This window comes from Actinopolymorpha alba DSM 45243, from assembly GCF_000373925.1.
GTDB lineage: Bacteria > Actinomycetota > Actinomycetes > Propionibacteriales > Actinopolymorphaceae > Actinopolymorpha > Actinopolymorpha alba.
Map to the genome: position 1 here is coordinate 1 of NZ_KB892764.1, position 12,325 is coordinate 12,325.

Annotated in this window: 12 protein-coding genes; 6 read left to right on the forward strand and 6 right to left on the reverse strand. The window is 71.2% G+C overall.

Annotated features, from left to right (window positions below; translation table 11 throughout):
• Positions 1-234 (forward strand): transposase (locus tag B141_RS41930; RefSeq protein WP_040421981.1); only part of this gene is annotated, 234 nt, incomplete at its 5' end.
• Positions 235-310: 76 nt separating this feature from the next.
• Here B141_RS41930 and B141_RS0121385 read toward each other — a convergent pair.
• Genes B141_RS0121385 through B141_RS0121405 form a run of 5 tightly spaced genes read right to left on the reverse strand, consistent with a single transcriptional unit; the run spans position 311 to position 5,861 of the window.
• Positions 311-1,636 (reverse strand): DUF58 domain-containing protein, encoded by a 1,326-nt coding sequence (locus B141_RS0121385; RefSeq protein WP_020577227.1) that lies wholly within the window; start codon positions 1,634-1,636, stop codon positions 311-313.
• Positions 1,637-1,652: 16 nt separating this feature from the next.
• On the reverse strand, positions 1,653-2,663 hold the full coding sequence (locus B141_RS0121390; protein ID WP_020577228.1) for an AAA family ATPase: 1,011 nt from the start codon (positions 2,661-2,663) through the stop codon (positions 1,653-1,655).
• Positions 2,660-3,883 carry a DUF4350 domain-containing protein gene (locus B141_RS0121395; RefSeq protein ID WP_020577229.1) on the reverse strand — a complete coding sequence of 408 codons (1,224 nt, stop codon included), beginning with the start codon at positions 3,881-3,883 and terminating at the stop codon, positions 2,660-2,662. The genes B141_RS0121390 and B141_RS0121395 overlap by 4 nt, the downstream gene beginning before the upstream one ends.
• Positions 3,880-4,590 carry a DUF4129 domain-containing protein gene (locus B141_RS0121400; protein ID WP_020577230.1) on the reverse strand — a complete coding sequence of 237 codons (711 nt, stop codon included), beginning with the start codon at positions 4,588-4,590 and terminating at the stop codon, positions 3,880-3,882. The genes B141_RS0121395 and B141_RS0121400 overlap by 4 nt, the downstream gene beginning before the upstream one ends.
• Entirely contained in the window at positions 4,587-5,861 is a 1,275-nt protein-coding gene (locus B141_RS0121405) for a proline-rich domain-containing protein (RefSeq protein WP_157181178.1), read from the reverse strand. Before B141_RS0121405 ends, B141_RS0121400 begins: the two co-directional genes overlap by 4 nt.
• Before the next feature lie 203 nt (positions 5,862-6,064).
• Between B141_RS0121405 and mtrA the strand changes: the two genes are divergently transcribed.
• Positions 6,065-6,742 (forward strand): MtrAB system response regulator MtrA, encoded by a 678-nt coding sequence (mtrA, locus tag B141_RS0121410; protein WP_020577232.1) that lies wholly within the window; start codon positions 6,065-6,067, stop codon positions 6,740-6,742.
• Between the two features lie 78 nt (positions 6,743-6,820).
• Here the strand turns inward: mtrA and B141_RS0121415 are convergent, their stop codons facing one another.
• Positions 6,821-7,426 carry a TetR/AcrR family transcriptional regulator gene (locus B141_RS0121415; protein ID WP_026257441.1) on the reverse strand — a complete coding sequence of 202 codons (606 nt, stop codon included), beginning with the start codon at positions 7,424-7,426 and terminating at the stop codon, positions 6,821-6,823.
• 74 nt (positions 7,427-7,500) lie between these two features.
• On the opposite strand from B141_RS0121415, the gene B141_RS0121420 reads away from it, so the two are divergent.
• The 4 genes from B141_RS0121420 (at position 7,501) to B141_RS41940 (ending at position 12,232) form a co-directional block, all read left to right on the forward strand.
• Positions 7,501-7,908 carry a RidA family protein gene (locus B141_RS0121420; RefSeq protein ID WP_020577234.1) on the forward strand — a complete coding sequence of 136 codons (408 nt, stop codon included), beginning with the start codon at positions 7,501-7,503 and terminating at the stop codon, positions 7,906-7,908.
• A gap of 183 nt (positions 7,909-8,091) precedes the next feature.
• Positions 8,092-9,738, forward strand: a complete 1,647-nt coding sequence (gene mtrB / locus B141_RS41935; RefSeq protein ID WP_020577235.1) for an MtrAB system histidine kinase MtrB — start codon at positions 8,092-8,094, stop codon at positions 9,736-9,738.
• Positions 9,735-11,489, forward strand: coding sequence for an LpqB family beta-propeller domain-containing protein (locus B141_RS0121430; protein ID WP_020577236.1), 1,755 nt, complete (start codon positions 9,735-9,737; stop codon positions 11,487-11,489). Before mtrB ends, B141_RS0121430 begins: the two co-directional genes overlap by 4 nt.
• A complete protein-coding gene (locus tag B141_RS41940; protein ID WP_020577237.1) occupies positions 11,468-12,232 on the forward strand; it encodes a ComF family protein in 765 nt (254 codons plus the stop codon). The genes B141_RS0121430 and B141_RS41940 overlap by 22 nt, the downstream gene beginning before the upstream one ends.
• Positions 12,233-12,325: the final 93 nt, after the last annotated feature.

A 12,325-nucleotide genomic window follows, 5' to 3' on the forward strand; every position in this document is an offset into this window, starting at 1 on the left:
CAGTGGAAGAACCGGTACAACATCCGCGCCGGCGTCGAGGGCACCATCCGCCAAGCCACCCACGTCACCGGCATCCGCCACGCCCGCTACCACGGCCTGAACAAGACCCGCCTAGAACACAACGCCGCCGCCACCGCCATCAACCTCATCCGCCTCGACGCCTGGTGGACTCACAACCCCCTCGACAGAACCAGAACCACCCACCTCCAACGCCTCCACCTCACCGCCGCCTGAACCCGAATAAGCCAACAGGGTCCTCTTAGCCGAGAAACCTCTGACAAGGCGGGCGTCGCGGGTGCACCACGCGAGGCTAGAGTCGGCCGGCCTTCTTCAAGGCGAGGTAGGTGTCGGCCAGGGCGGGCGCGATCTGGTCGGGTGGCTCGTCGACGACGGTGACGCCGAGGCGTTCGAGGGTCGAGGTGACACGACGGCGTTCGGCTCGGGCCCGCTCGGCAGCGGCCGCGGCGTACACCGAAGGCGCGTCCCCACGCGTCCGCGCCAGCTCCTCGATCCGCGGATCGGCAACCGCGGCGACGCAGACCTCGTGCCGGCGGGTCAGCGGGCCGAGCACGGGCACCAGGCCCTCCTCGACCACCGCCGCCTCCAGTCCGGTGAGCAGGACGACCAGCGACCGTTGGGATGCCCGCAGGGCGACCGCGGCGGCCAGGCCGCGATGGTCGGTCTCGACGAGCTCGCTCTGTAGCGTCGCCATCGCGGTGGTGAAACGCGGCAACACGTCCTGCGGCCCGGCCCGGCTGACGTCGGCGCGTACCCTCCGGTCGTAGGCGAGGAGGTCCACCCGGTCGCCGGCCCGGGTGGCGAGCGCGGCGAGCAGGAGAGCGGCGTCGAGCGCGTGGTCCAACCGGGGGGCGTCACCCACTCGCCCCGCAGACGTACGCCCGGTGTCGAGGACTATGAGCACGTGGCGGTCCCGCTCGGGCCGCCAGGTCCGGACGACGACGCCCTGCCGGCGCGCGGTGGCCCGCCAGTCGATCGAGCGTACGTCGTCCCCGTCCACGTAGTCGCGCAGCGAGTCGAACTCCGTACCCTGGCCGCGGACCAGCACGCTGGTGCGGCCGTCCAGCTCCCGCAGGCGGGCCAGCCGGGAGGGCAGGTGCTTGCGGCTCTCGAACGGCGGCAGTGCCCGCACCGTCCACGGCACGACGTAGGAACCCTGCCGCGCCGCGAGGCCGAGCGGACCATAGGCCCGGACCGTCACGCGATACGCGTCCCGGTCGCCGCGCCGGGTGGGGCGCAAGGTGGTCTTGACGCGACGGCGTTCCCCCGCCGGAACGTCGATCGGGTGGCGTTGCGACACCGCGCCCGCCGACGGCGGCCAGGCGTCTCGCAGCAGCCCCCGGACCCGCCGGCCGCCACGGTTGGTGACGAGCAGGCCCACCTCGACACTCTCACCCAGCCGCACCGTGGACATGGTGTCGGTGCCGGCGGGCGTGGCGCGGGCGTCGGCACGTGCGAAGTCCAGCTGGCGTACCGAACCAGCGAGCACCAGGTCGACCAGTGCGAGCAGCACAACCGCGCCGGTGACAACGACGATGCCGGACCGCGAGGGTACGACGAATGCCACCAGGAGGACGCCGGCCACTGCCAGCAGCGCGGTCCGGGGCGTGAGTGCCATCGGGCGGCTACCTCGCCTACCTCGGGACCGGGACGCTGGCCAGGATGCCGTCGAGAACCGCGTCGGCGGAGACACCCTCGAGCTCAGCCTCGGGCCGCAGCTCCACGCGGTGCCGGAGGGCCGGCAGCGCGAGCGCCTTCACGTCGTCCGGTGTCACGTAGTCGCGGCCCGACAGCCACGCCCATGCCCGGGCCGCGCGCATGAGAGCGGTAGCGCCCCGGGGTGAGACACCGAGGCGCAGTGACGGCGACTCCCGGGTCGCCCGGCCCAGGTCGACGACGTACCCCAGGACCTCTGGTCGCAGCTGGACCCGCGCGACCGCGGCCCGGGCGGCCGCCAGCTCCTCGGGCCCGGTGACCGCGCGAAGGCCGGCCGCGGCGAGGTCGCGCGGGTCGAATCCGGCGGCGTGCCGGCTGAGTACGGCGACCTCCTCCTCACGGGACGGAAGGTTGAGGTGCAGCTTGAGCAGGAACCGGTCCAGCTGGGCTTCCGGCAGCGGGTAGGTGCCTTCGTATTCGATGGGGTTCTGTGTCGCGGCCACCAGGAACGGGTCGGGCAGCGGGCGGGGCGTGCCGTCGACCGAGACCTGGCGTTCCTCCATCGCCTCCAGCAGCGCGGCCTGGGTCTTGGGCGGCGTGCGGTTGATCTCGTCGGCGAGCAGCAGGTGGGTGAAGACCGGCCCCTCACGGAACTCGAACGCCGCTGTCCGCGCGTCATAGACGAGCGACCCGATCACATCGCCTGGCATCAGGTCGGGGGTGAACTGCACCCGCTTGGTGTCCAGCCGCAGGGCGGCGGCGAGCGCCCGCACCATCAGGGTCTTGGCGACACCTGGGACCCCTTCCAGCAGGACATGCCCGCGGCACAGCAGGGCGATGAGGAGTCCGGTGACGGCGGAGTCCTGCCCGACGACGGCCTTGCCCACCTCGTCGCGCACGGCCGCGAGCGACGCGCGCGCGGCCTCGGCGTTGAGTGTCGCCTGGCCGGCCACGGCGGGCTGGCCGGTCACGGTCACCTGGTCGGTCACGATCGGCGTACCTCCTGCTCGAGGGTGTCGAGGTCGTCCGCGAGACGGACGAGTGCGGCGTCGTCGGATGGTCCGGTGCCGACGTCGCCGCCCGTCAGCAACTCGCTCACGTCAGTGCTCGTACGCCCGGTCCGGGCCGTGGTCGCCGCCACCACCGCGCTGTCGGGAGCGTGCGGCGGGAGTCCGAGCAGCGAGGACAGCCGGGCCCGAGTCGCATCCCGTAACGCGGAGGCGGCCCGGTTGCGGGCCCGCGCCCGATGGTAGAGGCGGGCCAGACCCTCGACCGCTTCGGAGGCCCGGACGACCACCGGAAGGGATTCGGGTACGACGGGGCCGAGCCGGCGGGCATACGCCAGCATGAGGAGCGCGGCGGCGACGGCGAGCTGCCCCACGCCGAACCTGATCCCGTCGGGGAGGAGCGCGAAGGGGCTGGTCGGCTCCTCGCCGCCGGGCGTCCCGGCCAGCGGAACGTCGGCCAGCGACGGGATGTACCACACCAGGCGGCGCTGCTCACCGAGGAGGTTGAGCGCGAGGGCGGCGTGGCCCTCGTTCTCCAGCTGGTTGTTGGCGAACGATGTGGCCACGCCGACCACGTCGATGGTGCGCCGCGCCTGGCCGCCGGCTGTCTGGCCGCTGGGGGAGTCCGGCGCCGCCGCTGCGGTGAGCCGGACCAGGGCTCCCCGCGTTCCGTCGCCGTAGCACGTCGTCGCCGGCGTCCCGCTGAGGATGCGGTACATGGGCCCGTCGGCCCGGACGGCGCCGGCCCGGACGGCCGCCTCGAGGTCGCAGCCGGGTGACCGGGTCCGGGCGAGGGCCTCCCCGGCGATGGTCACCTTGGGGGCGAGGGTGAACAACACCTCCTCGCCCGGGTTGAAGAGTACGAGGTGGCGCGTTGGTGCCGCCGCCAGCCGGGTGAGCTGCGAGGGCACCAGCAGATCGGGTTCGGTGACCAGCAGGGTGGCATCCTGCGCGGCGTACTCCACTGCCTCGGCCAGGGTGCGGGCCCGCTGGACCTCCACGCCGCGTTCCTCGAGCAGCACCGCCAGTGCTCGGCCGCCGGCCTGTCGCGCCGATCGCGGGTCGAGAGGGCCCCCGGTGGTGCCACTCTGCAGGACCGCGAAGACCGCGCCCCCGATGACCAGCACCAGCACGATCGCGAGCGGCCCGCGTAGCCGGCGCCATGTCTCCCGGGCGGTCGGGTCGATGGACCGCACGGTCACGACGGATTACCCGCGGCCAGCAGGGCCGGTCGCCGGAGCTGGCGTACGGCGTCGTCTGCGGCCCGCACCACGGCCTCGGCCTCTGGCGTGGCCCGGCGGCCGCCGTAACAAACCTCGTCGAACGCCTGGGCCGCCGCGCGCAGCGGCTCGGTTGACCCCGGCGCGACCTGGGCCGCCTCGCGGGCGACCTCGTCAGCCGTCCGGCCGGGCCGCTCGTCGAGGAGGGTGCGCTCCTCGAGATCGCGGACCAGTGCACGGAAACGTTCGCGGACGGCGGCGTCGTAGTCGCCCTGGCGGAGCGCCTCGTCGGCGGCGGCCCTGTGCTCGGCCGCCGTCCGGGACTGTCCGGCGAACACCGCGACGTCCACGCGCGCACGGCTGCGGGCCAGCGCGCCGATCCGCCAACGGATGATGACGACGGCGAGGACCAGGATCGCGAGGAGCCCGAGAAGCCCCCAGAACCCGCCCGGGGAGTAGTCCGCGACCCAGGCCATGAAGCGCTGCATCTGCTCGAACGCCCAGGTCAGGAAGCGCGACACCACCCCAGGCTCGTCGCGGTGGTAGATGCCCTTCGTGAGTTCGTCGCGAGCGGCTCGGGCCGCCTCCTCGCGGGAGATGTCGATCGGGGGTTCGGACGATGGCCGGAGCGGCGGTATGAGTAGCTCCGGAACGGCGCCCACCGCGGCGAGTGACGCGGGCACACTCACCGGGTCGCCCAGGGCGAGCCGGCCTGCGTGCCCATCCCGGGACCGCCTGCGGAGGCGTTGGCGGCGGCCTGCGCCAGCTCGATGTCGAGGCCTTCCTTGCGCATCCGGGCGTCGACGTAGACCAGCGCGTTGACCGCGGCCAGGAAGCTGACCTGGAGGACCGCCGAGGCGAGGTTGCCGATGCCGAGCAGACTCAGCGTCAGGATCTCGGCGCCGCCGAAGGAGTCACCGAATCCGGCGCCGAGACCGGTGCTCAGGAAGGTGAATGCGGTCTGCACCACCGACGCCACGACCGAGGCGATCAGGTTGGCGACGAACAGGACGCCGAACGTGCGGGGAGTGCGCCCCTTGATGAGCTCCCACGAGCGTGACAGGGCGGCGAAGACGCCGAGCGGCTGCTGCTCTCCCTGTGGGAAGCCCGGGTCAGCGGGACGGGTTTCGAGCACCAGGGCGGCCGGGGCGACGGCCGTACGGGTGTAGAACACGACTCCGGCGAAGATTCCACCCAGCACAGCGGGGATCGCCAGGAGCACGCCGAGGGCGACATGAATGACGAAGCCCACCACGACGATCACGGTGAGAACGGTGATGCCGAAGGTGAACGTCAGGCCAAGGACGAACGTCAGGCCCAGGAGTCTGGGAACGCGTCGTTTGCTGGCCCGCCAGACCTCCGCGACGGTGGCCGGCTGGCCGAGAACGCCACGGCCGACGGTGACCGTGATCATCCCGGTGAGCATCGTGCCCCCGAGCCAGCTGACAAGGGCCAGGACGACCATCGTCACGGCGAAGCTGATCCAGGTGCTGTCGCTGATCTGGCGTACATCGGCAGGGGTGGCCACGGAGAACAGATCGCCGAAGCCGACGAAGAACGTCAGGAGGCTCGCGACGACCAGCACGCCCATGATCGCGGTGGAGAGACCGAGCATGATCTTGGGGTAGCGCTGCACGGTGGTGAAGGCACCGTCGAGGAGCTCGCCGAACCCGAGGGGTCGAAGCGGCACGACGCCGGGCTTCGGGGCCTGCGGTGTGTTGCTGCCCCACGGGCCGCCGCCCCACGTGGGCGGCGGTTGGCCCCAGCCAGGTTGGCCACCGGTCGGCGGTGCGCCCCAGGAGGCCTGACCACCGGGAGGGGGTGTGCTCCACCCGGAGGGTGTCGCCGATCCTCCGCCCGCCTGCTGACCAGCCGGTGGAGTGCCCCACTGGCCCGGCGGTGGCGTACCCCACCCGCTGCCGGACTCCTGTCCGGGCGGCGGCGTACCGGTGTCGGTCATCTTGGCGCACCTCACGTCGTTGGGGTGGCCCCCTATTGTGGCTGGATGCCACGGGTGCCAGTGGCGCTGACCCCCACGGGAAGGGGTCGAACCAGCCCGAACCCGCCCGGCCGCGGAGGTGAACCCATGAAGTGCAGGCTCGATCCACACTGCCAGCGGGTCGTGCCGAGCCATCGTGCCACGCTCGGTGGGACGATGGTTCCATGAAAGGTCGCATTCTGGTCGTCGACGACGACATGGCCCTCGCGGAAATGCTCGGAATCGTCCTCCGGAACGAAGGTCTGGAAGCGGTTTTCTGTGAGTCTGGGGAAGCTGCCCTTGCGAAGGTGCGCGAGTCCAGGCCTGACGTCGTGCTGCTCGACCTGATGCTGCCCGGCAAGGACGGCATCGAGGTGTGCCGGGAGATCCGGGCAGAGTCCGACGTACCCATCGTGATGCTCACCGCCAAGACCGACACTGTCGACGTCGTGCTCGGGCTGGAGTCCGGTGCCGACGACTATGTGGTCAAGCCCTTCAAGCCCAAGGAACTCGTCGCGCGGATCCGTGCCCGGCTGCGCCGGGTCGACCAGGCGGTCCCCGAGACGCTGCACATCGGTGACCTCGTGATCGACGTACCCGGCCACTCCGTCAAGCGGGACGGCCTCGCGCTCGCCCTCACCCCGCTGGAGTTCGACCTCCTGGTGTGCCTGGCCCGCAAGCCCTGGCAGGTGTTCGGCCGTGAGGAGCTGCTGGAGCAGGTCTGGGGTTACCGCCACGCCGCCGACACCCGGTTGGTCAACGTCCACGTCCAGCGGCTGCGCAGCAAGATCGAGAAGGACCCCGAGCATCCGGAGATCGTCGTCACCGTACGCGGAGTCGGCTACAAGGCCGGACCGTCCTAGTGCGGGCCTGAGTTTGTGGTCATCGAGGCGAGACGTTCGCTGACGACGTGTCGGAGAGTTGAGAGCGGCGATCAGAGGTCAGAGGCGCCAGCCGCGTTCGACTGACCGACCGCATCGTTCTGGGTTGTCGCCTGCGCTGGTGAACAGAGCGGTCAGCAGCGGCACGCCATGGGCTAGCGATTGGTGGGGCAGGGGGCCGGTGGCGACCAGCGATGCCAGTCCATGTCCGATGGTCCAGCTCTGCGTGGCCAGCTCCAGCGGGTCGATGTCGTCGCGAAAGCGGCCGGCGGCCGTGGCCCGTTCGACGGCCCGGACCAGACAGTGCAGCGTGTCATCCGCGGCCGCGGCGTTCTCGAGTTCGAACCCGGCGTCGAACATGACCCGGTAGAGATCGGGACTGGCCAGGGCGTTGGACAGGTATGCGGCGCCGAGAGCGGCCAGATCTCGTACCGGATCCTTCGATGGCGCGACCGCGGCGAGACGGGCGGCCAGGCGGGTGAAGCCTTCCTGTCGCATCGCTGTCCACAGGCCGTCCATGCCGCCGAAGTAGGTGTAGACGGCCATGGTCGACGCTCCGGTTCCGGCCACCAGCGAGCGGAGGGTGACCGGCTGCCGAGCGGCGAGCATCTGCGCGGCTCGGTCGATGAGCAGGGAGCGGACCGCCGGGTCCTTCATCCTCACCATGGCGCCACAATACATAGCTTTGTTATGTTCTCGGTGAGTACCGACCGTGCTGTGCCGATGTGCGAGGAGCGGACATGACCGTGACGCTGGTCAACCCCGACGGGCTGCCGAAACCCGACGTCTACCGCCAGCTGTCGATCGCCACCGGATCGAAGCTGGTGTTCCTGGCGGGCCAGGTGGCTCGCGATGCTCAGGGCGGTCGAGTCGGTGAGGGGGATTTGGCGGCTCAGGTTGAGCAGGCTTACCTCAATATCGGCACCGCCCTGGCTGGGGTCGGCGGATCCTTCGATGATGTAGCCAAGCTGACCATCTACATCGTCGACTGGACACCCGAGAAGATGCCGCTGCTGGGCGAGGGGGTCGCTCGGGCGGCGGCGAAGCTGGGGGTCGACCCGGTCAAGCCGATCACGCTGCTGGGCGTTGCGGCGCTGGGAGAACCCGATCTGCTGGTCGAGGTCGAGGCCACTGCCGTTATCGACTGAGTCGAGGCGCCTGTCGGCCTCCCGGGTCGGCGGGTACCTCCACGGCTCGCTCGCCGGCCGCCTCACCTCGTAGAGTCGGTGCCGCAGAGTGTGTACGGCGGCAGTACGTAAGCCCTACGGGCGAAGCCCGTGGGGGCCGGATCCCACCCAGCGACAAGTTCCTGCGAGCCCCCTTCTGGACCCATGCAGATCAAGGCGACGATAGTGCGACCGGCGGTGCGCGTAATCCGCCGGTCCGTCGCTGTCTGGCAACGTTCGCTGCACCTGCGGGTCGTGAGCGGCACGCTCGTGCTGTCTGCTCTGGTGACCCTCTTCGTCGGATGGATCCTGTTACGTCAGGTCACCGACGGGGTCCTTGACGCGAAGGTCGCGGCGTCGGTGAGCGAGGCGTCCGCCGGCTTCCGCACCACGCAGGCGGCGATCGACGCCGCCGAGCCGAGCGGTGACCTGGGAGAGCTCACGACCCGCCTCGCCCAGGACCTCGCACTTCGGGGGTCGTTCGGCGGGCTCTACGACATCGTCCTCGACGTCATCCCCACCGGAGCCTCGCAGGCGGTCGGTCGATCCACCCGGACGACGGTCGAGACCGACAGCGTCCCGCCCGACCTCGAGCAGGCCGTCACCGACCGGGGGACCGGTCAGATCACCTACCGCTACACCCTGATCAGGCGGGACGGGAGTTCGTCGCCCGGCCTTGCCGTCGGCTCCCAGTTGCGCGAGCCACGCAGCGGTGCGCTGCTCAACGTCTACTACCTGTTCGACCTCCAGCAGCAGGAGGAGACGCTCAACCTGCTCCGGCGTTCGCTGGTCGCGGTCGGTGTCCTGATTGTCGTCCTTCTGGGCTGCGTGGCGTGGTTCGTCACCCGCCAGGTCGTGACGCCGGTCCGGATGGCGCGCCGGGTGGCCGAACGCCTCGCGGCGGGACTCCTCGACCAGCGGATGCGGGTACGCGGTCAGGATGACCTTGCCCGGCTCGCGACCTCGTTCAACCAGATGGCGACCAGCCTCCAGCGGCAGATCCGGCGGCTGGAGGACCTCTCGCGGGTCCAGCGCAGGTTCGTGTCTGACGTCTCGCACGAGCTGCGGACCCCCATCACCACGGTCCGGATGGCCGCCGACGTGTTGTACGAGGCCCGGACCGACTTCCAGCCGGGTGTGGCCCGGGCCGCGGAACTTCTCCAGGCGGAGCTCGACCGGTTCGAGGCGCTGCTCGGTGACCTGTTGGAGATCAGCAGGTTCGACGCCGGCGCGGCCGGTCTGGAACTCGAGGACCTCGACCTTCGCCACCTCACGCAGCGGGTGGTCGACGGCGCCCAACCCATCGCGGGGCGCAAGGGCAGCCGGATCGACCTCCAGCTTCCGAAGACGCCGGCCCTGGCCGAGGTGGACTCGCGCCGCATCGAACGCGTGCTGCGCAACCTGGTCATCAACGCGATCGAGTACGGCGAGGGACGCGACGTGGTGGTCCGTGTCGCCGGTGACGAGCAGGCCGTGGCGGTCTCGGTCCGCGACCACGGCATCGGGCTCAAGCCCGGGGAGTCCGCGATGGTCTTCGAACGCTTCTGGCGGGCCGACCCCGCCCGGGCCCGGACCACCGGCGGCACCGGCCTCGGTCTCGCGATCGCGATGGAGGACGTCCTGCTGCACGGTGGTTGGTTGCAGGCGTGGGGAGAGCCGGGGAAGGGCGCGCACTTCCGGTTGACCGTTCCGCGCCGGGCGGTCGAGCAGCTCAACCATTCGCCGATTCCGCTCGTGCCCGACGACGCGCGGCAGCCGGCCCTCGAAGGCCGGCGGGTGCCCGCTCCGGAAGTTCTCGGAGGTGCCGGATGAGATCCCGCACACTGGCCCTGGTGACGCTGACCCTCGCGGTCAGCGTCCTGTCCGTACTGTCCGGCTGCGCGACCGTCCCCACCCAGGGGCCGCTCCACATGGAACGCCTCGGATCGAGCCAACCCGGACCCACCCCGCCGGTGGGCGTGCTGGTGGACGGTCCAGCTTCGGGCGACAGCGCGCTGCAGGTGGCCAGGGGATTCATCGACGCGATGGCGACCTACCAGACCGGCCAGCTGATCGCCCGTAAGTACCTCAGCCCGGCCGTACGCGAGCGCTGGCAGCCCACGAAGGTCCTCGTCTATGACAGCGGAGCGGTCCCCCTGTCAGAACCCACACCGGGCAAGGTCCTGATCGACGTACCCCAGGTCTCCGAGGTCGGCGCCAACGGCAGCTGGTCGCCGACGCCCAACAAGAAGCTCGCTCTCGACCTCGGGATGACGAAGGTCAACGGGGAGTGGCGGATCAGCAAGCCGCCGAACGCCCTGATCATGTCGGCGTTCAACTTCGGCCGGGAGTACACCGAGTACAACCTGTACTTCTTCGATCCCGACTTCGAGATCCTGGTCCCCGATCCGGTCTACCTCCCGATTCGCGGGCACACCGTGACCCTGCTGGTCAACGCGCTCCTGCGCGGTCCGTCCGCCTGGCTGCGCCCCGCGGTGAGGTCGGCGTTCCCTGACGGCGCCCGGCTGGAGGCCCCGTCCGTGACGGTCGAGGGCCAGACGGCGACGGTCGATCTCGACCGCAAGGTGCTCAGGTTGTACGACTCCCAACGCCGCTTCCTGCTCGCGCAGCTGTCCTGGACGTTGCGCCAGGTCCCCTCGGTGAGCCGGGTCGTGGCCACGGTGGAGCGGGTGCCGCTGATGGCGGGGGAGAGCTCCGCCGCGGACGTGGAGCAGTGGTCGACGTACGACCCGGCTGTGGCTGGCGCGGCGCGTGGCGCCTACGCGTTGTCGGGTGGACGGGTGGTCGTGATCGGGCCCGACCGGATGGTCCCGGTCAGTGGCGTGTCGGCGGCGGGTCGGTTGCGGGCCCGGTCGCTCGCGGTCAGCGTGCACGGTGAGCGCAGCTCGGGCCAGCCGCTCGGCCGCGACGACGGCGGGTCGGTCAACTGGCTCGCGACCGTCTCTGCCGACGGGCATGAGGCGACCGTTCATGGTGCGGCGGGCCAGGCACCCCGGACCGTCCTCCAAGGGCAGGACATCCTCGAACCCTCCTGGGACCGGACCGGCCTGCTGTGGCTGGTCGACCGGCGCGGGGGCCGGGCCAGGATCGTCGCCGTCGACGACCGGAACCAACTTCTGACCGTGAGCGCACCTGGCCTGGTCGACAAGGATGTGCGCGGGTTGAAGGTGTCCCGTGACGGGGCCCGGGTGGCGGCCCTCGTCCGGAACTCCGGCCAGACCGACCTGCTGATCGGCCGGATCGAGCGCCGGGGCGGCCTCGCAATCCGGGGCCTGCGCAGGCTGCCGGTGCCGATGACGTCGATGAGCGACCTGGCCTGGTCCGACCTCGACCAGGTGGCGGTGATCGGAGCGAACGGCGCTGGTCCACCCCGCCCGATCAGAGTCTCGGTCGACGGGTCCCAGGTCGATCAGCTCAGCGCCGGACCCGACGCCCGCGCGATCGCCGCCGCACCCGGCCAGCCCCTCATCCTGGGCGGCGATGACAAGCACATCCATCGCGAGGACCCCAACTACCTGTGGAGTGACCGCGGGGAGGGCACATGCCCGGCCTATCCGGGTTGAGCACCCCCGCCGCGGGCGTCCTCGCGGTCCTCGACCGGCTCGTGCGTGACGACCTCGCCGATCTGTTGCTGGGAAGCAGGTGCGTCGGCTGTGCGCGGGCCGGCCGCGCGTTGTGCCGGGACTGCGCGCCGGAGCTGGACCGGCCGGCGTTCCGGACCGCTCCCGTGCCGGCTCCACCCGGCCTTCCGCCGGTGTGGGCGGTGGCGGCGTACGACGGCGTCGCGCGGGAGGCGCTGCTGGCCCACAAGGACCGCGGCCGGACCAGCCTGGTCGGCCCGCTCGGGCGCGCCCTTGCGGTGGCGGCGACGGCAGCCGGCTCGGCGCCGTTCCTGGTGCCCGTCCCGTCGGCACGGGGCACGGTACGCCGGCGCGGCTACGATCCCCTGCTCCGGATCAGCCGGCGCGCGGCGGCGACGGTGCGCGGGAACGGCGGCGCCACGTATGTCTGCCCGGCCCTTGCCGTCGTACGCCCGGTCGCCGACCAGGCTGGGCTCGATGCCGCCGGCCGCCAGGCCAACCTGCGGGATGCGTTCGAGGTCAGGAGGCGCTTCGTGCCGGTGCTCGCGGAGCGGAATGTCGTCCTCGTCGACGATGTGATGACAACCGGAGTGACGTTGGTCGAGGCGACGCGGGCGCTCCAACGGACCGGCGTGCGAGTGGTGGCCGCGGCCGTCGTCGCCGCCACCCGCCGTCGCGGGCCGGACGGTGTCCGGTTCCGGCCAGATGGCGTTCCAACCTATTGACGGGATCCCAAAGGTTGCCGTCGTGCCTGGGTTTCGGGAAGGGCGGGATGGCGTTAGCGTTTCGTCATGGCACCCGCCCGGGTCCGTGGTTGC